Origin of the sequence: Streptomyces sp. ISL-96 (genome assembly GCF_018614035.1) — a bacterium.
In the GTDB taxonomy this organism is placed as follows: Bacteria; Actinomycetota; Actinomycetes; order Streptomycetales; family Streptomycetaceae; genus Streptomyces.
In genome coordinates, this window is sequence record NZ_JAGGPA010000012.1 from 38,821 (window position 1) to 59,281 (window position 20,461).

Annotated in this window: 19 protein-coding genes and 1 pseudogene; 10 read left to right on the forward strand and 10 right to left on the reverse strand. The window is 68.7% G+C overall.

From position 1 onward, the window contains the following. Positions 1 to 37: 37 nt before the first annotated feature. The 3 genes from J7E96_RS09055 to J7E96_RS09065 all read left to right on the forward strand — a co-directional run bounded on the left by J7E96_RS09055 (position 38) and on the right by J7E96_RS09065 (position 4,850). Positions 38 to 673, forward strand: a complete 636-nt coding sequence (locus tag J7E96_RS09055) for a restriction endonuclease (RefSeq protein WP_215129324.1) — start codon at positions 38 to 40, stop codon at positions 671 to 673. Between the two features lie 88 nt (positions 674 to 761). Further along, on the forward strand, positions 762 to 1,145 hold the full coding sequence (locus J7E96_RS09060; RefSeq protein ID WP_215129326.1) for a hypothetical protein: 384 nt from the start codon (positions 762 to 764) through the stop codon (positions 1,143 to 1,145). Positions 1,146 to 1,193: 48 nt separating this feature from the next. Then, positions 1,194 to 4,850: an AAA domain-containing protein gene (locus J7E96_RS09065; RefSeq protein WP_215129328.1), complete on the forward strand. Its 3,657-nt coding sequence runs from the start codon at positions 1,194 to 1,196 to the stop codon at positions 4,848 to 4,850. On the opposite strand, the gene J7E96_RS09070 is transcribed toward J7E96_RS09065, so the two are convergent. From J7E96_RS09070 to J7E96_RS09085, 4 genes are all read right to left on the reverse strand, one after another. After that, positions 4,835 to 7,030 (reverse strand): hypothetical protein, encoded by a 2,196-nt coding sequence (locus J7E96_RS09070; protein WP_215129330.1) that lies wholly within the window; start codon positions 7,028 to 7,030, stop codon positions 4,835 to 4,837. The genes J7E96_RS09065 and J7E96_RS09070 overlap by 16 nt on opposite strands. Positions 7,031 to 7,033: 3 nt before the next feature. Continuing rightward, positions 7,034 to 7,867: a hypothetical protein gene (locus tag J7E96_RS09075; protein WP_215129332.1), complete on the reverse strand. Its 834-nt coding sequence runs from the start codon at positions 7,865 to 7,867 to the stop codon at positions 7,034 to 7,036. After that, a complete protein-coding gene (locus tag J7E96_RS09080; protein WP_215129334.1) occupies positions 7,864 to 8,700 on the reverse strand; it encodes a vWA domain-containing protein in 837 nt (278 codons plus the stop codon). Before J7E96_RS09080 ends, J7E96_RS09075 begins: the two co-directional genes overlap by 4 nt. A gap of 133 nt (positions 8,701 to 8,833) precedes the next feature. Beyond that, complete coding sequence (locus J7E96_RS09085; RefSeq protein WP_215129336.1) at positions 8,834 to 9,499, reverse strand: DUF2293 domain-containing protein; 666 nt, start codon at positions 9,497 to 9,499, stop codon at positions 8,834 to 8,836. A gap of 471 nt (positions 9,500 to 9,970) precedes the next feature. Between J7E96_RS09085 and J7E96_RS09090 the strand changes: the two genes are divergently transcribed. Next, positions 9,971 to 10,702 carry a hypothetical protein gene (locus tag J7E96_RS09090; protein ID WP_215129338.1) on the forward strand — a complete coding sequence of 244 codons (732 nt, stop codon included), beginning with the start codon at positions 9,971 to 9,973 and terminating at the stop codon, positions 10,700 to 10,702. Positions 10,703 to 11,258: 556 nt separating this feature from the next. Here the strand turns inward: J7E96_RS09090 and J7E96_RS09095 are convergent. After that, entirely contained in the window at positions 11,259 to 11,498 is a 240-nt protein-coding gene (locus J7E96_RS09095) for a hypothetical protein (RefSeq protein WP_215129340.1), read from the reverse strand. Positions 11,499 to 11,764: 266 nt separating this feature from the next. Here J7E96_RS09095 and J7E96_RS09100 point away from each other — a divergent pair, with 266 nt between their 5' ends. The 3 genes from J7E96_RS09100 to J7E96_RS09110 all read left to right on the forward strand — a co-directional run bounded on the left by J7E96_RS09100 (position 11,765) and on the right by J7E96_RS09110 (position 13,644). Next, the gene (locus J7E96_RS09100; protein WP_251069620.1) at positions 11,765 to 12,256 is read left to right on the forward strand and encodes a cupin domain-containing protein; all 492 of its coding nucleotides are present in this window, start codon (positions 11,765 to 11,767) and stop codon (positions 12,254 to 12,256) included. Positions 12,257 to 12,741: 485 nt separating this feature from the next. Next, entirely contained in the window at positions 12,742 to 12,954 is a 213-nt protein-coding gene (locus tag J7E96_RS09105; RefSeq protein ID WP_215129342.1) for a hypothetical protein, read from the forward strand. Between the two features lie 45 nt (positions 12,955 to 12,999). After that, on the forward strand, positions 13,000 to 13,644 hold the full coding sequence (locus tag J7E96_RS09110) for a uridine kinase (protein ID WP_215129344.1): 645 nt from the start codon (positions 13,000 to 13,002) through the stop codon (positions 13,642 to 13,644). A 17-nt stretch (positions 13,645 to 13,661) separates the two neighbouring features. On the opposite strand, the gene J7E96_RS09115 is transcribed toward J7E96_RS09110, so the two are convergent. Next, the gene (locus J7E96_RS09115; RefSeq protein WP_215129346.1) at positions 13,662 to 14,624 is read right to left on the reverse strand and encodes a carbohydrate kinase family protein; all 963 of its coding nucleotides are present in this window, start codon (positions 14,622 to 14,624) and stop codon (positions 13,662 to 13,664) included. Continuing rightward, positions 14,621 to 15,538, reverse strand: a complete 918-nt coding sequence (locus J7E96_RS09120; protein ID WP_215129348.1) for a pseudouridine-5'-phosphate glycosidase — start codon at positions 15,536 to 15,538, stop codon at positions 14,621 to 14,623. Before J7E96_RS09120 ends, J7E96_RS09115 begins: the two co-directional genes overlap by 4 nt. An 88-nt stretch (positions 15,539 to 15,626) precedes the next feature. Between J7E96_RS09120 and J7E96_RS09125 the strand changes: the two genes are divergently transcribed. Beyond that, positions 15,627 to 16,064: a VOC family protein gene (locus tag J7E96_RS09125; RefSeq protein ID WP_215129350.1), complete on the forward strand. Its 438-nt coding sequence runs from the start codon at positions 15,627 to 15,629 to the stop codon at positions 16,062 to 16,064. A gap of 46 nt (positions 16,065 to 16,110) precedes the next feature. Next, positions 16,111 to 16,474 (forward strand): annotated as a pseudogene (locus tag J7E96_RS09130) (cupin domain-containing protein). On the opposite strand, the gene J7E96_RS09135 reads toward J7E96_RS09130, so the two are convergent. The 3 genes from J7E96_RS09135 to J7E96_RS09145 all read right to left on the reverse strand — a co-directional run bounded on the left by J7E96_RS09135 (position 16,471) and on the right by J7E96_RS09145 (position 19,371). After that, positions 16,471 to 17,739 (reverse strand): MFS transporter, encoded by a 1,269-nt coding sequence (locus tag J7E96_RS09135; RefSeq protein WP_374196650.1) that lies wholly within the window; start codon positions 17,737 to 17,739, stop codon positions 16,471 to 16,473. The pseudogene J7E96_RS09130 and the gene J7E96_RS09135 overlap by 4 nt on opposite strands. A gap of 125 nt (positions 17,740 to 17,864) precedes the next feature. Then, positions 17,865 to 18,434 carry a methylated-DNA--[protein]-cysteine S-methyltransferase gene (locus tag J7E96_RS09140; RefSeq protein ID WP_215129352.1) on the reverse strand — a complete coding sequence of 190 codons (570 nt, stop codon included), beginning with the start codon at positions 18,432 to 18,434 and terminating at the stop codon, positions 17,865 to 17,867. A gap of 55 nt (positions 18,435 to 18,489) precedes the next feature. Further along, on the reverse strand, positions 18,490 to 19,371 hold the full coding sequence (locus J7E96_RS09145; protein ID WP_215129354.1) for a glycerophosphodiester phosphodiesterase family protein: 882 nt from the start codon (positions 19,369 to 19,371) through the stop codon (positions 18,490 to 18,492). Between the two features lie 252 nt (positions 19,372 to 19,623). Between J7E96_RS09145 and J7E96_RS09150 the strand changes: the two genes are divergently transcribed. Continuing rightward, positions 19,624 to 20,424 (forward strand): MHYT domain-containing protein, encoded by an 801-nt coding sequence (locus J7E96_RS09150; RefSeq protein ID WP_215129355.1) that lies wholly within the window; start codon positions 19,624 to 19,626, stop codon positions 20,422 to 20,424. Positions 20,425 to 20,461: the final 37 nt, after the last annotated feature.

The following is a 20,461-nucleotide window of genomic DNA, read 5'->3' on the forward strand; positions in this document are numbered from 1 at the left end:
CGCTCGCGGGATGAGGACGAGGGGTACGGGTGGGTGGGTGGCCCTGCCTTGGTGGGTATGGGGGCTGTTCGCGATGGCGGCGATCGTCGCGGCGGGGAGAGGGATGGCCACCCTGTGGGCGCATCCCGCGGGGCCCTGGGTGATGACGGGGCTGGGCGTCGGCGGGCTCGGGATGCTGTACGTGGGGCCGGGGCGGCGGGCGTTGGCCAGGAGACCGGTTCCGGGAGCGGCGTTGAGGTACTCGCTCACGCACCTGGATGCCCTGGGCGACCGGGACTTCGAGCTCGCGGTGCACCGGCTGCTCAGGCGTGACGGGTTCGCGGCGACTCATGTCGGCAAGGCCGGGGACAAGGGCGCCGACGTCATCGCGGTCGATCGATGGGGGCGGACTTTCGTCGTGCAGTGCAAGCGGCTACGCCGGGACAGGAAGGTGGGCGACCAGGATGTGCAGCGGGTCAATGGCACCTACCGACACGACCACGGCGCCGCGTTCGCGGTGATCGTAACGACTGGCGGCTTCACCCTGCCGGCGCTCGCGAGTGGGCCCGGCTACGGGATCCACATGGTTGACCGGGGCGGTCTGGAGCAATGGGCGGATCTGGGGATGCCTCTCTACGGTCTGCTCGGGATCGCCGCTCCGCCGCACCAACGCCGGTGGCAATTGTCCCGCTAGGGATCAAGGAGCACGTGAGATCGCTAGGGTGGCGATCAGTGCTGATGTGCTGAACACGGTGTACGAAAAGGCAAGTTGGAGGAACGGCATGGCCGATATCGGCGGTTCGCTGAGGGTGCGGGTGTTCGGGGCGGATCCGGCGCATGCCGAGCGTGAGGCCCGGCAGCTTCGCGAAGTGCTGGGCAAGATCGATGGCGTGCGGGCCACCTTCGAGAAGGGCGAGAGGGTCGCCGAGCAGCAGGACGGCGCGAAGGGAGCGATCCTGACTCCCGAAGTGGTCCTGCTTGTCGGTGGCGGGACGTTCACCCTGATCAGGGCGGCGATCAAGGCCTGGGTCGAGGTCCGCAAGAGCCGTTACGCGCGAGTCGAGTTCAGCGATGGCACGGTGAGCGAACTGCGTGGCAGCGTCTCCGGGCGGGAGCTCAAAGAGATCCATGAGCAGCGGCAGAACCGCCCCGAGGTGGGGCCGTGAGCCGCAACTACGCACTGCTCATCGGTACAGCCACTTACCAGGACCCCGGTGTTCGCGCCACTTCCGGCCGTCCGCGCCGATGTGCACCTCCTGAGCCAGGTCCTGGAGATGCCGTCGATCGGACGTTTTGAGGACTGCTTACGGGTGGAGGACTCGTCCAAGGCCGCCATCACGCAGTCCGTCGAGAGCTTCTTGAACGACCGGGAACCGGACGAGCTGGTTGTGCTCTACCTCAGCGGACATGGCGAGTACGAAAGGGAAGACGGACAGCTGTACTACATCGCCTCGGACACGCGCAGTGGCGACGTGGAGAAGACCGGGGTGAAGGCTTCCTTCATCACCGAGCAACTGGAGAGCTGCGCCGCACAGCGCAAGATCCTCCTCCTCGACTGCTGCTTCAGCGGGGCAGCCGTACAGGGATTCCGGAGCAAGGGCGGAGCGCAGGCGCAGCCTGTGCCGAGGGTCGAGGCGAGTGGCGTCTACGTGATCACTGCGTCGCACCACTGGGAGAGGTCGTTCACTTCCACGCCGGGAGAACCTTCACAATTCACCGGCGCGATGGTGAAGGGCCTGCATACGGGGCGGGCGGACCTCGACGGTGACGGCCGAGTGTCTGCCGACGACCTGTTCCGGCACATCAGCCGGGAGCTGAAGAACGCCCCGGCCGACAAGCAGCAGACGCCCACGAAGTCCAGCTTGTCGGTGACCGGGGACATCTTCCTCGCGAAGTCGGCGGTCGGCCGGCCGGTTCCCTCCCTGAAACCCCTGCCCGCCTCGGCCGTGACAGCAGATCCCGCCGGTGGCCCGGCGACGCTCGTACCGGTCAAGTCGGCCCCGGTGGTCCACGACGACAAGGCATTCACCGAGGCGGACTGGTCCAAACTGTTCGACTACTACCTCCAGTGCCTGCGCGAGGAGAGCTCCGGCGACGCGCTGCTGTCAGTCAACGGCAGAACCCCGCCACGCGCCGTCTGGCCGGCCGGACAGGAATCCCTGCTGTCCGGGACCAGCGCGTCCGTACCGGTCTCCGCAGAGATCGTGAGCCTTGCGGAAAAGGCGGGCAAGGACGGGGCAGACCTCTGGTACGGCTATCCCGCTGTAGTGCTGTTCGACGGCAAGCAGCAGGTCTGCGCACCGCTGGTCATGCAGCAGATCGAGGTCGTCACGGATGCCCAGGGACACAGTGTCGCCGTACCTGCCGGGCCTGCGATTCCGCATCCGAAGCTGGTCCTGGACCGGCTGGGGAAGGACGAAGGGCTGGAATTGCTCGCGTCCTACCAGCCGAGCTGGCGGCCGGGGTTCCGCGACGAGATGGTACGAGACCTCCGCAGCCTCCTCGACCAGCTGGCGCTCACCGACACCGAGCACCTCGACCCGGGCGCTCTCGGGGACGGCAGCACGCTCCGGGCCGCCCACGAGGGTGCACGCAATGTTGCCCTCGTCTACGCCGCGAAGAGCGACTCGGCGATGACGGCGAAGCTGGTCAAGGACTACAAGACGCTGCAGAAGTCCGTCGGGCTGATCGCGGACACCGCCCTCGGCGCACTGGCCAGTCCGGCTGAGCCGGAGGCAGTGGCACGGAGCGGCGCGGTGCGAGTCGTGGCCCCACTGGAGCTCAACGAAGCTCAGGAAGCGGTGATCCGGTCGGCCATGTCGAGTCGACTCACTGTGGCCACGGGGCCGCCCGGCACCGGAAAGAGTCAGCTCATCGTCAATGCGGTGGCCACAGCAAGGGCGGCGGGCGAATCGGTCCTTGTCGCGTCCACCAACAACAAGGCAGTGGACGAGGTCTGGGACCGGTGCGAGAAACTGACGCCCGGACTGATCATCCGTACAGGTAGCAAAGGGGGAGAGCGCGACAACGTCGAGACTGAGCTGCTCGCTCTGGAAGAGCTCACGCGCGTCGCGCGACCCGCTCGCTCGGCCGACGCGTGCCGGGGTGACGTGCGCAACGCTGTACGCGACCAGGAATCCGTGCGGCAGCGGATGGCTGAAGTGGCCGAGCGTGAAAGGCTGCTGGCCGAGCTGGGGCGGCGCCGCAGCGAATATGCCGACGCCGGCGCGTGCGACCCCAATGCGGTGGGCTCCGCGTTCGGCGACGATCATGCGCTCTCCCGCTGGCTGGTGACGGCGCGCAGAGCGAGCCGGGCGTGGCTGTTCGGCAGGCGCCGGCGTAGCCGTGCGGTGCGCCGGTTGTCAGCACTGCCCGTGCGGATCCGGAGTCGTGAGGATTTCGCCGCTCTGGTGTCTTTCGCGCAGGATGAGTCCGCATGGCGGGCCGAGTCTGCGGCGGCGGATCAGGGGCCGGGCGACGCAGCGCTGCTGGCCGACCTGGGTGCAACAGACAGGGAGGCGCGGCGCACGGCTGAAGTCCTGCTGCGGGCACTCGTACAGGAACAGGCGGCGCCGGCCCGACAGGCGCTGTTCGACCGCATCGAGGCGGTACGGGCGGGTTCGTCGCGTGAGTGGGCGGCTCTGGACAAGCTGCTGCCGAACGTCTCGGGCTGGGCTGTCACGGCACGGTCCGCGCGCAGATTCCGCGACCGGCCGGGCCTGTTCGACCTGGTGATTATTGACGAAGCGAGCCAGTGCTCCACGCTGGACATCTTGCCTCTGCTGTTCCGTGCCAAGCGGGCACTGGTTATCGGCGATCCCATGCAACTGCCGCACATCACCACGATCCAGCCGCGCCAGGAGGCTGCGTCAAGAAGCGCGGCGACGCTGCGGGGAAGCTGGCTGGAAGAACACCGGCTGGGGTATCGCCGCTACTCCTCCTTTCACGCCACCGCACGTGCCGCGGGCAGCACTTTGCTGCTGGACGAGCACTTTCGCTGTCACCCGGACATCGTCTCGATCTCCAACCGTTACTGCTACGCCGACCGGCTCACCATCCTGACCGATCCACGCTCACTGAGGCGCCTCGACGGAGTGAACGCGGTGCAGTGGCTCGACATCGAAGGGAAGGCCAGGCAGGGGCGTAACGGATCATGGATTAATGAGGAAGAGGCCGAGCGTGTTCATATCGCTGTTGAGCGGCTCTTGGCACGACTGCCGGACGGGGCATCCGTCGGAGTAGTCACACCCTTCCGGGCCCAGAAAGAGCTGATCGCACCTCGTTGGGCTCACGAGCCACGGGTCAGGGTCGGTACCGTGCACACCTTTCAGGGCGGGCAGCAGGATGTGATGCTGCTGTCACTTGTCGCCGGGCCGGCCATGCGGCCGAGCGCGATCAACTGGCTGTGCCGCGAGGTCAACCTGTGGAACGTCGCCATCACCAGAGCTCGTTCACATCTCATTGTCCTCGGCGATCGCGACTTCTGGTCTGCCCGCACCGGAATGCCCCGAGCCCTGTTGGACGCGGCGGCGGGGCATGAGCCTCGGGCTGCTCGGGACGCGGAACCGAACGAGCGGTCACTGGCGGTGGCAGACCAGTTCCAGAAGCTCCTCTCCGATGCGGCTCCGGGCGCAGTGGTGGACCGGAACACTGTGATTGACGGATACCCATGCGATTTCGAAGTGCGCTCCGACAGCGGGGTGGTTCCGGTGCTTCTGGATCTGTCCGCTCCGGCGGAGGTGAAGCCCGCGCGACATCTGCGGCTTGCGCTGGCCAGGTCCGTACTACTGCCCGGTGGCGTTCGTGTGCCGCTGTGGCACGCATGGGCAGAGCGACTGGACCGGGCGCTTGGAGATCAGCGGCCGATGTAGAGGAAACGCAGGTAGCGGCCGAATGAGAGCGCCCGGCGGTGCAGGCCGGCTGCGGCGAGGGATGCGTTGATCGAGTCGAACTCGGCGCGTGCGTCCCGCAGTTGAACGGAACGGTGGCTCAGCGCCTGGCGCTGCTGCTGGGCTCGGCCGTCGGCCAGGACCTCCTGGGCCGCGAGGTGCGCGCGACCGTCCTTCAAACGCTGCTGTGCATGCGTGCGCCGAGTATTCGCCTCCGACTCGGACTTGCGCCGCTGACTGCGCAACTGGTCGCGGCGTAGCTGGGACTGGGAGGTAAGGGCCCGTACTCGTGTCGGCGTCAGCTGAGTGGGCCGGCGAGGTCTGATGTTCGCCAGCTGCTGGTTGCGCCAGGCATCCAGAGTCTGGGCTCGCGCTTCCCCGATGTTCTTGACGTCGACACTTCGGCCGCCGGGGAGAGTGAGGCGTGCGCCCATGGTGTTGTATTGAGCGTTGCGCACGGGCCTGTATCCCGTGAAGTCGGCGGCTGTACGGATGCCATGGGCGGCCAGCTCTTGGGTGATCTTCGGGCCGATGTTGCGCAGTTTCGCGCTTGAGATGCGGCACTTCCGCAGCTGTTCCTGGGTGAACGCATACTGCTCGTCGTCCAGAGCCTTGCGTAGAGCAGCCTGCAGATCGCTGTCCAGGGAAGTCAGCTGCCGGTCGATCGCTGCCCATTCTTTGATCTTGTCCCGCTCGGTCGCCGCCAGCTCACGCTGATGCTGCTCGGTGAGGTGTTGCTGATCCCGTGCGAGTCCGGCCTTGCGCGCGGTCTCGGAAGTATCGAGCCTCTTACGGTCGCGCTCCAGTTCCTTGGCCGCCTTGTCCGGGTCGCCGACCTGCTGGCGACGCAGCCTGAGTTCCTTGACGTACGCGTGCAGCGCGCGGCTTTCGGGGCGCGTGCGCCCCCTGAGAAGTGTCACGAAGGCTGCCATGGCGAAGGGAGCCGCTGAGATTGGGGGCCCCAGAATCGCGGCCATCGGCAGGAGGACGAGCGAGACGAGCGCCACGGGCAGAAGCAGGGCTGCGAGGACGTCCAGGAATGTGCGTCCGGTGAAGCGAGTGGGCAGAGGGACCGGTGGCGCGGTAGTGGTCGCGGTCGTGGTCTGCGGGGGAGGTGGAGTCGGCAGGTGACCGTTCATCCAGCTGGGCAGAGGGCCGGAGCCGGACTGTATCGGAACCACAGGGGTTGGTCCGGGCGTCGCCGCGAAGGATGCAGCTGCAGCGGTGGGCAGGGCGTGCGACAGCGGAGGAAGGGCTTCGAGGGGCTGGTAGGAAAGCGCGCGGACTTGGTCGGCCAGTCCGCTGACCGTCCTGTCCCGGTGGGAGAGAAGGACAGGAAAGCGTGGGGAAGTAGAAGGGCTCTTGAAGTCGCCCTCGGTCAGGAGGAGGAACTCACCGTCTGCTTCATGGAGCTGGCTCCACAGTCCGGGATCGGCTGCGACCGCTTTGAGCGCGAGATAGATGACCCATGCGGAGAAGCGGTCCACTTCCGCGCCGAAGTCGTCATTACCGCGTGCTGGGGACTGGTAGTTGCGGTGCCCGCGTTCCGTACCCCCGTGACCGGACAGGGCGGGTACGTACATGCCGTCGTAGTCCACCAGCCGGAAGGTGCCGTCTGCCGCGACCAGAAGGTTGCCATGCTGCAGATCTCCGTGGGCGATTCCGTGTGAGTCGAGATCGGCGGTCAGGTCTGCGAAGCGGTCAGCCAGCAGATTCACCGCGGTGCTGTTCTGATGGTGGCCGTCCAGCCAGGAGGACAGTGTGACTGCCTCCACCCAGTCCATTTTAAGTACGGGGAAGTGCTCGGCGCCGACCCGGATGGCGTTCGGAAGATACTCGAAACCCATCTTCCACTGTTGTGACAGGGTGCCGGGAGCGAGTCCGGCAAGCTGCGTACTGATCGCCTCGTAGCGGAGTTCCTGGTCGGGCACGTGACGGGTGAAGCACTTGACGGCGTAACGCCGACCCGACGAGGGCGAGGTGAGGCAGAAGACACTGGCAAAAGCACCCGAGATGGCTTTGGGCAGGCGGAGTGCCTTGATGATGTCGGGCTTGGCGCCCTTGAGCTCAGGGTGCTGAAAGCACAGATGGGTGTGTTGGAGCGCTTCCGCGTACTCGCCGCCCGTAGGGAACTTTCTGTGCGGACTGGTGGGCGTGGCCACGGGTCACCGCCCCTCGATATCGATCCGGATGACGGCGACATCGTCATTGCGAAGAACGTGGCTCTCCCGGAGCCCGCCCAGCCACCCGGCGAAAGCCGCGGCGTCGTGGGGGCCGCCGAACTCCAGAAGCTGGTGAAATGCGCGGACCGGGTCGGAGGCCGAGAGGAACCAGGCAGCCAGCGCGTCCGTCATCAGCAGCAACCGGTCCCCAGGCTCGCAGCGGCCCTCGGCGAACTGGGTACGGGCGGCCAGCAGCCCTGTGTCGTGATTGCGACTGCCGAACAGGTCGGGGACTGTGTCGAAGTCCTCAGGTCGTTCCACCGGAAACGACCGCAGGGGCTTGTCGTCGCGGATATGGAAAAGGCAGCTGTCGCCCAGGGCCGCGGCCTGCCAGCGCCAGCCGGCACTTGGCCGCACCGGGTCGGGAACGAGGCGCGCCACCAGCATGGTGGCGTGCGCACCGGCCGTCAGTTTGGTCTGCTCGTACCACTTCAGCGGCCGGCCCTCCTCGTCCCGGGCACGGGTGTAGTTCTTCAGCCACGGCTCCCATTGGCCGACCGCCGCAGCGGCGAACTCTTCGAAGTCCGTGCCTCTGCCGAAGAATTCGGTCCGCTCCAGGGCCCACTGAGTCGAGGCCTCGGCGAGCAGCCGGGCCCAGTCCTTGGACAGCACGCTCTCTGTGGCACCGTCGCACAGGCTCGCCGCCATCGGGCCGTCGATCAACTCGTCGAAGGGATGGTGGCGGGGCAGTACGTGGACGGCATCTTCGCACTCCGCTTCCGTACTGCCGTGCTTCGGGGCGACGAGGTGCGTGACGTACAGGCCCGGAGAGGTCACCGCAGTTCGGTTGCTCGGGTGCCGATGTCCAGGAACTGGACCACTGTGGTGATGTCCGCGTTGTAGACGAAGCCGCGGGTGGCCTCGCTGACGCGCTGCCCTTGAGATGCGGCGTAGGACCGCATGTGGCTCGGCAGCGGGCTGGACATGTTGAACAGTGTGCGGGCGTACGAGTCGGGGAGGTCGGCGTCGGAGTCCGGGAAGGCGGTGGGCGACCCGCCGGAGGCCGAGACGTGCAGGTTGAACAGCAGGGCCCCGCCATCGGCCGTGGCGTGCTGAGTGATGGTGGCGGCTGCTGCCGACGGGTCGCCGTCGGTCGATTCGCCGTCCGTCAGATTGATGACAATGGGCGGGAAACTGGCCGGGTAACGCTCGGTCCAGCCGGCTACGAGCGTCTCGGCGTACTGCAGAGCGCGGTTCATGGGCGTACCGCCATGGGCTACCGGGTCCATCCACAGCGGGAAGCTGACGGAGGTCTCGACGAGGCCGCCCGCGCCGTCCGGGACCTTCTTCGTACGCGAGTCGATACGGGCCGGATGGTCGGCGACTTCGCTCAGCGGGACGAGGTCGCGGCCGGACAGCTCGCCGCCGAATGCCGAGCCGACGGTGGCGCCGTAACCGATGACCGCGATGTGGAAGTAGTCGCGTACGCCCTCTTCCTTGGCGCACTTGACAGAGAGCTCCGTGAGTAGCCGATTGATGGCGTCGGCCACTACGTCGGCCTTCTGCTGGGCATCCTCGCCCCCGATGGGATCAGTCATCGAGGTGGACTGATCGACGAGAAAGATAATGCTCGTCGGGTTGGTGCGGCTGATCTCGGCCGTGTACGGCATGGGCGAGCTCCTGGTGATTTGCGCGACGCGGGCCGGGAGGGGGGAGTCGCAGGCATGCCATGACCATCGCCTGGTCGGACCCCCAAGTCCGGTGCATTTTACGAGAGATTGATGCACGGCGATGGGGAATTGATCAGTTCTCCGCATCCACCCGCCAGGCAGTGAGGACCGCCTCTATCGCAGGCGCCACCCTCGCGCGCGCCTTCCACCGCGGTACCCCGCTCATCAGCAGGGTGTCGTACGGCGTGTCCTCGTGGCGTATCGCGGCTCGGACCGCTGCCGTTATCGCTGCCTCGTCCAGGGCTCGGGCCGCCGCGCTGCGGCCCACCCGGCCGCTGCCGCGTTGTGAGGTGTGGGTGGCGATGGCCTGGGCTCGGTGGGGCGGGCAGGAGGGGAAGAGGCGGAGGATTTTTGTGGTCAGGGTGGCCGTGAAGCGTACGTCCTCGGCCGCGCGGCGGGTTGCGTCTCGGGTGCGGCGGCGGGCGCGGGCGTCCGCGTCCGCCAGGCAGGACGACTCGGCGTGGGCGAGGGCGGTTTCTTCGACCAGGATGCCCTGGCGCTCGTAGTGTTTGCGGCGTTTGTTGTGGCGGATGACTACCGCCCAGAGCGAGCTCGCCTCGCGGGAGCGGCGTGTCAGGGCCGCGTTGCCTCGTGGGAGGTAGACCAGGTGGGCCAGGTCCGCGCAGTCGAGGCAGATGACGGCATTGAACTCGGGGATGTGGAAGCGGAGAGGGCCTTGTCGGCACTCCGCGCAGTGCCTCCGCTTGTGTGGTTCTGGTTCGATCACCACCAGGTCCATGCAGGGAGCGTACCCAAGCATGGCGGCGACCAGGTGTCAGCGCACGCTCGACGCCGCCGCCTCGTGCATGCAATGCACGAAATCGAAGGCGGACTTGGCGAGTTTCGCGATCTGCCCTCCGCGCAGACCAGCTGGACCCGGATCAGGGCCTGCCTCGCGGCTGAGCGTTGTGCGTACGAGTCCAGGCGCGAGTTTCTGGCGTCGGCACTGGCCGGCGGCTCGGCCCTGCGGTGCCACCGGTCGTTCTGGGCGCGGCGGTAGTCCACCAGGGCGCCGGCGAAGGCGCTGTACGTCGAGATCCGCTCCTGGCGGAGATGTTCGGCGCGGGTGAGGGCGGCGGCGCGTTCTGCCGTCTGGCGTTGGAAGAAGTGGGTGGCTACCGAGCCGAGCAGGGAGCCGATTACAGCTATGAGGGCTGTGCCTTGAATAATCGTTCGAGTGTGGGCGGTTGATGTTGTTAACGTCTTGGACGTGGCGAAACTCAATCAGATCATCGCAGTCGAGAAGGGCGTCAAGTCCAAGGCGCAGCAGGACCTGACGGTGGCTCAGCACGCCCTGCAGAAACCTGCCCTGCTCGCGGGCATCTCGCGTACGTACCAGGCCAAGGACGAGGAGGGTGAGCAGCTTCCGCCCGAGTCCACGCGCGTGCAGGTCAAGGCCGAGGACGTACTGCGCGACACCGCGAAGACGCTGACCCGGCTGTTCGACGTGACCGCCACCAAGGACTGGGCCAACTGCACCGCCCGCGCCGACGTGACCGTCGACGGACGAGTGGTGGTGAGTGAGGCGCCTGTGTCCTATCTCCTCTTCCTGGAGAAGCAGTTGGCGGACATCAATGCCTTTGTACGGAAGCTGCCGGTGCTCGACGCCTCTGAGGCGTGGACGCTGGACCCGTCGACCGACGACTGGAAGACGGAAGCGGTACGGACGCTCCGTACGAAGAAAGTGCCGCGCAACCATGTGAAGGCGGAGGCGACCGACAAGCACCCGGCCCAGGTCGAGGTGTACTACGAGGACATTCCGGTCGGGTACTGGACGACCGTGAAGTTCTCCGGCGCGCTGACGGCCCGCCGCGTGAACGAGCTGCTCGAGCGGGTGGAAAAGCTCCAGCAGGCCGTGAAGTTCGCGCGGGAAGAGGCGAACGGCGCCGAGGTCACGGACCAGCGGGTGGGAGACGCCGTCTTCGGCTACCTGTTCGGGTAGCCTCCCCAAAAGACTCCCCGGGCGCCATCGTGCGGTCGGGGTGCGCGAAGAGCGCAAGCTGAAACTGAAGTTCGTCGTGACTGCCGCGGTACCGGATACGGACCGCGATCAATCTCAGACTCTTGCTCCAGACTCAGCATTCGCCGCCGATCGCCGTTTCCAACCGGGCCCAGGCCCATGCACGTCGAGATGCCGGTTCAATTCCGGCCCGCGGAGCTCGGTCTGCGGTGGTCTAAAGGCATGACGCGGCGACATAACGACTGACCTGGTCCCATTACTGGACGGCGTGCCACATGGGCGGCATTGAACAGGGCTCGGGGGCCGGCTACGCCCCCGGGCCCGCTTCCATTTCGTTTCTCCCGGGACGTGATCAGGACCAAGTGGCCGCCCTTGCCCGGCGCCTCGCGGTACGGGTTGCGGATCTCGTAGTGGACCGATGCCATGACGGTCCCGCCCTGGTCCAGGAGTTCGAGGATTTCGAACGTGGTGAGGTGGCGGTGGACCGTCGTGGGGAGGACATGTGCCTCTTCGGCGTACGTCGCCGGCGGGGCGTAGATCAGCCGCGGATCGTTCCATGCGCGTCCTGGGCGTCCTGGGTGTACGCCCCGTACTTCAGCGCACCGTACTCCTCCACCGTCGCCGCGCCCGAGGGCTCCCACGCCGGATCTGTCGCCGGATCCCGGCCGCCGTACACGATCTGTTCGATCAGGTCCCGGGGGGTGCGAACTGGGTGTGGGTGGGGACGTGGCAGGGGGAGCAGATGGCTGTTGCTGGGCTGGTCACTGGCGGTATCCACTCCGGAAGCGGCCGATACGGCCGATCGCCGCATCCAGATCATCAGCGTACGGGCGGGGGGTTTGAAACCCGTTTTCGATCTCCCGGAGAACCGTCGTGCGCAACCCCTGGGGCACGGAGTTGATCTCCGATACGGTGAGGCGATTTCGGCGATTGAGGCGGCGGGGACTCCGATCGAATCCCCGGTCAGCGCCCGGGAGTTGGAGGGTTCCAATGGGGTTCACAGGGTTTACGGGGTTTACGGGGTTCACGGGCTTCACAGGTTTCATGGGCTTGTTGGGTTTCGTGCGCAAGGGCAATCAGGGGTGGCGCCGCAAGGGAATGGTTCTCGGCGGGTGCGTGGCGGCGCTCGGCATGGTGCCGTCCGCCGCGCTCGCGACGCCCGGCAGCGGAGTGAGCGGCACGGTGCTCGCCACCGGAACCTCCGCCGGCACCATGAAGGTGAAGGCCAAGGGCATCACTGATGTGGTCGTACGCACCATCACCATCGCCCCGGGCGGATCGACCGGCTGGCACCATCACCCCGGGCAGCTCATAGCCGTCGTACAGAAGGGAACCCTGTCCCGGACGCTCGACGACTGCACCGTCGAAACGACGACCGCGGGCCAGTCCTTCATCGAGCCCTCCGGAGCCAAGCACCGCCACATCGGGCGCAACCTCGGGAGTGAGCCGGTCGTGCTGTACGTGACCTACATGCTGCCCGCCGGCAGCCCGCTCTCGATCGACGCCGACGCGCCCGCGTGCGCGGCGGGGGAGTAGGAAGAAACGGAGTACGAGGGAGAGTTGGCGGCGGTCGCGTCGTGGGATGGCGGGCCGCCGCCCGTCGCCCGTGCCGGCTCGCCGATACGCAGTGACCTCACCGGCCGCACCACCCCCGCCACGAACGACGCTCTTCGGGCGGCCGATCCGGCCGATGTACAGACGTTTACGATCACGCCGCCCGCCGAAAGCTTCCAGCGCGGGCAGTGAGGCCTGCGCCTCCAGAGCGGGGCGACGAGGTTCGTCGCGAGCTGCGCGCGTGCGCGCGCCGAGCCGCCCGCCCTCCTGGACGGCCGTACGCACGATCCCCTCGGCGGCGGCGTCGGCCGTGACGCGGGTGTGCCTCAGCGGTCTCGGCGAGCGGCGCCGGCCTGCGGCTCACTGCGACGACGTGGGCACCTGCGGTGGCGAACATCCGAGGTCAAGCGGAAGGTCAAACGCAAGGCCAGGCGGACCGTTGAGCGGGTGCGGCTAGGGTCGGTGCCATGACTTCGGATCTCTGGGACGCACTGCCCGCCGCCGTACGCGACAAAGTGGACGAACTGGTCGTCCAGGGGCGGTCGGTCCAGGCCGTCTTCGCCATCCGCTCCTCAGGCGTCACACCAAGGCCCGGACTGCGCGCCTGCCAGGACCTGATCGCCGAGCGCGGTGTCGCACTCGCCGACCGGATGGAGCCCCCGCCGCCGCACGATGTCTAGACGCTCGCCGAACATCCTCCATGACGTGCCCCGCATGATGTGGGGGTGCAGTGCGAAGCGATCACCTGGGAACGGCTCACCGACGCCCTCGCCGACCATCTCGGTGGCCTGAATCCGGCCGACGGCGGACCGTGGCTCAAAGCCGCCGTCGACGGTGCGCCCGCCGCCCGTACCGGCGAGGTCGCGGGGCGCCTCGCCGATGCGCTGAGACTGCGCGGCCGTAAGGTCGTGGTTGTCGGTACGGAGGGTTTTCTGCGGCCGGCCTCGCTGCGGTACGAGTTCGGCAAGGAGGACCCCGACTCGTACTACGACGGCTGGTTCGACATCCGCGCCCTGTGGCGCGAGGTCTTCGGACCACTGGAGCCCGGCGGCACCGGGCGCGTTCTGCCCGACCTGTGGAACCCGGCCACCGACCGGGCGACGCGCAGTCCCTACGTACAGCTTCCTGCTGGTGGTGTGCTGCTGATGCACGGGCCGATGCTTCTGCGGCACTGGTTTCCGTTCGACCTGACGGTGCATGTGCGGCTGTCCGCCGGGGCGTTGGAGCGCGGGACGGCCGCGGGGGCGAAGTGGACGCTGCCTGCCTTCGCCCGGTACGAGCGGGAGGCGCGGCCGGGGGAGGCCGCGGATGTGGTCGTACGGGCCGATGATCCGCGGCATCCGGCGTGGACGGGGCTCCCGGGGCAGTGACATCAGGGCGCGAACCGTCACCCCAGCGGTGGTCGCCCGCCCACCAGCGTCACGGCCCGCGCCCCCGCCCCGCACCCCTGCGCCGCGGCCCGCGCGGCATCCGCACCGGCGAGGCGTGCCGCGAGGAACGCGCCCGCGAAGGCGTCACCAGCGCCTGTCGAGTCCACCGCCTTCGCCGGGGCGGCCGGAACACGGTCCCGCACGCTGCCGGCCTCGGCGACCAGTGCTCCCCCGGCGCCCAGGGTGGCGGCGACCAGCGGAAAGTGGCGGCTCAACTTGGCCGCGGCGTCCGCCGTTTCCGGCAATCCGGTGAGCAGCCGGGCCTCATCCGCGTTGGGCAGCAGTACATCCGCCCCCGCCACGGCCTCCAGAAACCGGTCCACGCCCAGCCCGGCGATGAAGCCCGCCGACGCCGGATCCACGCTCACCGTCACCCCCCGCTCCCGGGCCGCCCGCAGCGCCAAGCGGGCCGTCTCCCGGCTCGTATCGGCGAAGAAGAGGTATCCGGAGAGATGGAGATGGGCGACGCCGTTCAGGAGGGACGCGGACCAGTCGGCGGGGGAGAGCCGCAGGGCGGCGCCGCTGTCGGTCAGGAACGTGCGCTCGGCGGTCGCGTCGACGAGGGAGATCACGGTGGCGGTTGCCGCTTCCCCGTCGAGCACCACCTGCGGACGCACACCCGCACGCCGCAGCCGCTCCTCGTGCCACGCACCCGCGTCCGTACCGACCCGCGCCAGAAGCCGAACGTCTGCCAGCCCCGAGTACGCCGCCCAGCAGGCCACGTTGGCTCCCGCCCCGCCCGGCAGCGTCCTGATCTGCGCCGCGGTGTCCGTCGCCGGTGCCAGCGGTGTGCGATGGCGGGCCACGACATCGGTGACCACATCGCCGACCACCAGCAACGCACCGCCGACGCCGCCCGAGTCGTCGCTCTCATCCTCACCGTCGCCCCCTGCCCCACCCTTTCGCGGGTTCTCCCTCATGCCTGCGTCCACGCGGTCGCGATCTGCGCCGCCAGCCGTACGTTGCCGCGCACCGCCGCCAGGTTGGCCTCCAGTGAAGCGCCTTCCGTGCCCCGCGCCAGGTAGTCCAGCAGGAACGGCGTGACGCCCTGGCCGGAGATCCCGCGCGTCCGGCACTCCTCCAGGGCCTCCGCCAGCACCCGGTCGTGCAGCGCCGGGTCCAGCTGCTCGGCCTCCGGTACGGGATTGGCGACGAGCAACGCCGCTTCCGGGCCGCCGAGCACGTCCTGGGCGCGCATCACCGCCGCCACCGCACCGGGCGTCCGCACCGTCCAGTCGACCGGCTCGCCCGAACTGCTCAGGTAGAACCCCGGAAAGTGCCCGGTGCCGTACCCGAGGACCCCGATCCCTAGCGTCTCCAGCCGCTGCAACGTCGCCGGAACGTCGAGGATCGACTTGACCCCCGCGCACACCACCGTGATCCGCGTCCGCGCCAGCAGCCCCAAGTCCGCCGACTCGTCCTGCGTCTCGGTCCACTCGCGGTGTACGCCGCCGAGCCCACCGGTGGCGAAGACGCGCAGGCCGGCCCGGGCGGCCAGGAACGCCGTCGCCGACACGGTCGTCGCCCCGCTCGCGCCCGCCGCCAGCGCCGGCGCGAGATCGCGATGACCCAGCTTGCGCACCGAGTCGTCGTTCGCGACCCGCTCCAACTGTGCCTTGTCCAGGCCGATATGGGCCCTGCCGTCCAGGACGGCGATGGTGGCGGGAACGGCTCCGACGGTACGTACCACCTCCTCAAGCTCCTGGGCGACCCGCAGATTGCGCGGACGCGGCAGACCGTGCGCGATGATCGTCGACTCGAGGGCTACGACGGGACGGCGCCGCTCCAGCGCCTCCCGCACCTCCCCGGACATCAGCAGTGCGGTGTCAGGCATGCCCCATTCCTGGCGCGTCGGCCGGGTCCTCAAACGTCGCGCGGCGCGCCCCTTGTGCCCGGCGACGATCACACCGCAGCCTGGGAGGATGACAGAGCGGATGACAGAAGCGCATCTCGATCACGTTGTCCTGTGGGTGAGCGACCCGCTGGTCTCGGTGGAGTTCTACGAGAAGACCGTCGGTCTGACCGGTGTACGTGCCGCCGAGTTCGCCGAGGGCAAAGCGCCCTTCCCTTCCGTGCGCGTCTCCGCCGGATCGCTGCTCGACCTGGCCCCCCTCACGATGGCCGGGGCCATGAATGCCATTCCCGGCGCCGAGGGCACGGCCGGTCACCCGGTCAACCATGTCTGTCTCGCCATGGGCAAGCAGGCCTTCGAAGCCCTGCACGGCCGGCTGGAAGACAGCGGCGTCGCCGTCTCGCCGTACTCGCACAACAGCTTCGGGGCCCGCGGCGCCGCTCCTCGCTCCTTCTACTTCCGCGATCCCGACGGGAACATCATCGAGGCCCGCCACTACGACGAGTGACCTCCACCTGACCGGCTCTTCGGGCGCCCCGCTAAGGTGACGCGCCATGACGACAATTGATCAAGTTCCAGCCTCCTTCTCCGTGCACATCCCGGACGCCGATCTTGAGCCGGAGCCGCTCGACCCGGACCAGATCGTGTCCGGAGAGCCGGTGGTGACGGGCAAGGTGCTGTGGGAGTCCCCCGACGGCAAGCAGCTGCGTGGAATCTGGCAGATCACGCCCGGCGTGGTCACCGACACCGAGGCCAACGAACTGTTCGTGGTGGTCAGTGGCCGCGCCACGGTCGAGGGTGGAGGGCGGCGACACCCTGGAGATCGGTCCCGGTGACGCATGTGTGCTGCGCGAGGGGGACCGTACGACCTGGACCGTGCACGAGACGCTGCGCAAGGCGTACCACATCAGCCTTTAGCGGCCGGTTCCGACCGGTTCCGGCGGGTCGCCAGGGCGGCTGCGGGTGGCCAGCAGTGCGAGCGCGGCCATCGGCAGCAGCAGGCAGGCGCCGATGGCGTTGAGCCAGCCGTAGCCCGCCTGCGCGACGATCAGGCCGGCCGCCGCGCCGCCGATCCCCGCCGCCGAGTTCATGGTCAGGTCCGACAGGCCCTGGACCGCGGCGCGGGCCGGCTGCGGCACCGAGTCGGTGAGCAGCGCGGAGCCCGAGACGAGGCCCGCGGACCAGCCGAGGCCCAGCACGAAGAGTCCGGCGGCCGTCTGGGCGTGGCTGGGACCGGCCGTCCCGGCCAGCAGGGCGGCGAGGCAGAGCAGACCGGCCGCCAGGCCGATGACCGCGAGACGGCCGACCCGGTCGGACAGCCAGCCCATGACCGGTGAGAACGCGTACATGCCCGCGATGTGACCGCTGATGACAAGACCGACGAGTTCCAGATCGGCGCCGTGGTGGCCCAGGTCGACGGGGGTCATCACCATGATCGAGACCATGACGGTGTGGCAGACGGCCACCGTTACGAGGGCGAGCCTGGCCCGCGACGAGGCCGCCACCGCCGCGACTCCGGCCCGCAGCGAGCGGCTCTGCGCGGACTGCGATTCCGCCGGGGCCATGGCCCGGGCGGTCAGGAGCGGATCGGGGCGCAGCAGTACGGCGACGATCAGACCCGTGACGAGAAAGATCCCGGCGGCCCACAGGAACGGGCCCGCCGTCTCCGGTATGGAGGTGCCGGTGAAGGCGCGGCCCGCCGGGGCCGCGATGTTGGGGCCGAACACCGCGCCGATGGTCGTGGCCCAGACGACCGTCGAGATCGCCCGGGCGCGCCGGTCCGGCTCGGCCAGGTCGGCCGCGGCGAATCGCGCCTGGAGGTTGGCGGAGGACGCGGCGCCGAATCCGGCCATGCCGAGCAGCAGCAGCGGGAAGTTCTCGAAGACGGCGGCGACCACCACGAGCGCCGCGCCCAGCGCGCCGATGAGATAGGCGAGGACGAGTCCCGGACGCCGGCCGCGCGAGGTCATCAGGGAGGCCAGCGGGATCGACAGCAGGGCCGTGCCCGCGACGGACGCCGTCGGCGCCAGTCCCGACAGCGCCTCGGTGCCGCTGACTTCCACCGCGAGGACGGGTGCGAGGGCGATACCGATGGGCACGCCGAGCCCGCCGAGGATCTGGCTCACGACGAGTACGACGGAGGTACGCCGCTGGAGGGCGCGCAGCGCGTCGGGCCCGGGTATCGCCGCCGTAGCGGTTGACTTGTCGGCCGGTATACCTGCCGGTTCACGAGCCGGCTTACCGGCCGTCTTGTCGGTCGTAGTCACCGCCGCAGTGTGCCAGTCCTTACCGATGTAAGGAACTGAGTTCAGAACAATGGCTGGGGCAGCACCCCTTCGAGCGCCAGCAGCGCCCGCTTGGTCTCCAGGCCGCCGCCGAACCCGCCGAGCCCGCCGTCGCTCTCCACCACCCGGTGGCAGGGCACCACCACCGGCAGCGGATTCGAGCCCATGGCGGCGCCCACGGCCTGGGCCGCGCCGGGCTGCCCGACGCGCCCCGCCAGATCGCCGTACCCGACGACCGCGCCGTACGGAACTCCGGTCGCCAGCTCGCGCAGCACCTGCCGGTTGAACCCGGAGGTGAGGGACCAGTCCAGCGGCAGGGCGAAGTCGCGCAGTTCACCCGCGAAGTACGCCCGGAGCTGCCGTATGGGCTCGGCCAGCCGCGCGGAGCCGGGGGCCTCCGTCAGCTCGGCGCCCAGCCGCGTCCGCAGTTGGGCGAGGGCCTTCTCCCGTACCGCGGGACCGGCGTGGAAGGCCACGTAGACCAGACCGGCCTCGGTGGCGGCCACCAGCAGCGGCCCGATGCCGCCGTCGCCACTGCCGCTGCCGCCGCTGTCGATGGTCGCCCACTCCACGAACTGCCCGTCGCTGTCCATGCGCACCACGGTACGACCGGCCACTGACAACGGTCCGGCCGTTACCCGCTGACGGCTACTCGCTGACGGCGTCCCGGACGATGTCGGGGTTGTTGGTGATGATCCCGTCCACGCCGAAGTCGTTCACCCGAGTCGCGGCCGCCGCCGTGTTCACCGTCCAGGTGTTGACCCGGAGCTGCTTGCCGTGCGCGCCCTTCAGCCGGTGGACCGCCGCGACGTAGTCGGCCGTCAGCGACGTGTGCGTCGGATTGATCTGATCGGTGAACCGGGCGTACTTCGGCAGGTCGGCCACCGGGGGCGTCCCGAGGAAGCCGGTCGTGAGGTCGGGCCGCTGCTCGTGCACGGCCTTCACACTGTCCGCGCCGAAGCTCTGGATGACGAGCTTGTGCTTGACGTGGTGGCGGTTCAGCCAGCCCTCCTCGCGCAGCACGCGCAGGGTGTCCTTCTCGATGCCCGGGTAGAGCTCGGGCTTCTTGATCTCCAGGAGCAGCTTCTGGTGGTTGCGGTCGACCCGGTTCACGTACTGCTTGAGCGTGGGCACGCGCGCGCCCGTGAACTCTGGTCCGAACCAGCTGCCGGCGTCCAGCGTGGCGATCTCGGCCGCGGTGAAGTCCCTGATCTTCCACGGTGACCGGCCGGGGAAGACCTGCTCCACGTTCGTGGTCCTGGCGAGGCTGTCGTCGTGGACGACCACCAGTTCGCCGTCCTTGGTGCGCTGTACGTCGTTCTCCACCCAGGCGAAGCCCATCCGGTCGGCCAGGTCGATCGCCGCCAGTGTGCTCTCGGGTGCGTATGCGGACGCGCCCCTGTGGGCGATGACGGCGGGTTCGTCGTCGGTGCCGCCGGGACCGGCCGCGTGGGTGGCCGTAGCGGGCAGCAGCAGTGCGGTGGCGGCCAGTAGCGCTGCGGCCGTGGCCGGGACGGTGCGTGCGTACACAAGGACTCCTCGCATGGAGTGATCACAGACGGTCCGAGAGTGACAGCGAAGAGTCAACGATGGACAGGCGAAGGATGGCCACGAAGTGAACGAAACCGCTCGGGGCGCGTCACGTGTCACTGCCGCTGCCGATGAATTGCCGAGAAAACGTGTGCGGATCACCCAGCTCGGCCTACTGTCGCCCGAAACGGGCCTCCGTACCACGAGTGGGCTCTCGTCACCCGGCGATGGAAGCTGAAGGGCTCAAAGGGAATGCAGGGCACTGTCGACGGATTCAGCTACGGCTTCGTCACCCCGGTCGCGGCGTACCTCATGGCGTGCCTCGGCGGCGCGCTGGGGTTGCGCTGCATCGCGAGGTCGCTCAGGAACGAGCACGGCTGGAAGACCGGCTGGCTCGCGCTCGGTGCGACCGCCATCGCCTCGGGAATCTGGACCATGCACTTCATCGCGATGATGGGTTTCACGGTGAAGGAGACGCCCATCAGTTACGACGCGACCCTGACGTACGCCAGTCTCGGCGTCGCCGTCGTCATGGTCGGCATCGGCGTCTTCATCGTCGGATACCGCGGAGTCACGCCGATGGCCCTGGTCACGGGCGGCACGATAACCGGCCTGGGTGTTGCCTCCATGCACTACCTCGGTATGGCCGGAATGCGACTGCGCGGCCAGCTCCAGTACGACACCCTCACCGTCGCTCTTTCCGTGGTGATCGCGGTGGTCGCCGCGACCGCCGCGCTCTGGGCGGCCGTGTCGATACGTGGAATCCTGCCGACCCTGGGCGCCGGCCTCGTCATGGGCGTCGCGGTGAGCGGCATGCACTACACCGGCATGGCGGCGCTCAGCGTCCACCTCCACGGGCCCGCGACCGCCGGCGCCGGCGAGACGTCCACCCTGCTGCTCGCCCCGATGCTGATCGGCCCGGTGATCTTCCTGTTCCTGGCGGGCGTGGTCGTGATGTCCGATCCGATGCTCGTCACGGGCCGCACCGGCCGGCAGCGGCCGGCCGGGCCCGGTGTCCCGCGCCCGGCCCCGGAAACCTCGCGGCGCCGGTGACCCGGCGCGATCACCGCGTGAGTGTCAGTGCCGGGTC

Bases quoted from the DNA above. Each gene is read 5' to 3' on its own strand.
- J7E96_RS09120 (WP_215129348.1), bottom strand. From the start codon at position 15,538: ATGCCTGACACCGCACTGCTGATGTCCGGGGAGGTGCGGGAGGCGCTG.
- J7E96_RS09115 (WP_215129346.1), bottom strand. From the start codon at position 14,624: ATGAGGGAGAACCCGCGAAAGGGTGGGGCAGGGGGCGACGGTGAGGAT.
- J7E96_RS09140 (WP_215129352.1), bottom strand. From the start codon at position 18,434: ATGGACAGCGACGGGCAGTTCGTGGAGTGGGCGACCATCGACAGCGGC.
- J7E96_RS09080 (WP_215129334.1), bottom strand. From the start codon at position 8,700: ATGCCGTACACGGCCGAGATCAGCCGCACCAACCCGACGAGCATTATC.
- J7E96_RS09060 (WP_215129326.1), top strand. From the start codon at position 762: ATGGCCGATATCGGCGGTTCGCTGAGGGTGCGGGTGTTCGGGGCGGAT.
- J7E96_RS09100 (WP_251069620.1), top strand. From the start codon at position 11,765: ATGGGCTTGTTGGGTTTCGTGCGCAAGGGCAATCAGGGGTGGCGCCGC.
- J7E96_RS09105 (WP_215129342.1), top strand. From the start codon at position 12,742: ATGACTTCGGATCTCTGGGACGCACTGCCCGCCGCCGTACGCGACAAA.
- J7E96_RS09085 (WP_215129336.1), bottom strand. From the start codon at position 9,499: ATGGACCTGGTGGTGATCGAACCAGAACCACACAAGCGGAGGCACTGC.
- J7E96_RS09150 (WP_215129355.1), top strand. From the start codon at position 19,624: ATGCAGGGCACTGTCGACGGATTCAGCTACGGCTTCGTCACCCCGGTC.
- J7E96_RS09125 (WP_215129350.1), top strand. From the start codon at position 15,627: ATGACAGAGCGGATGACAGAAGCGCATCTCGATCACGTTGTCCTGTGG.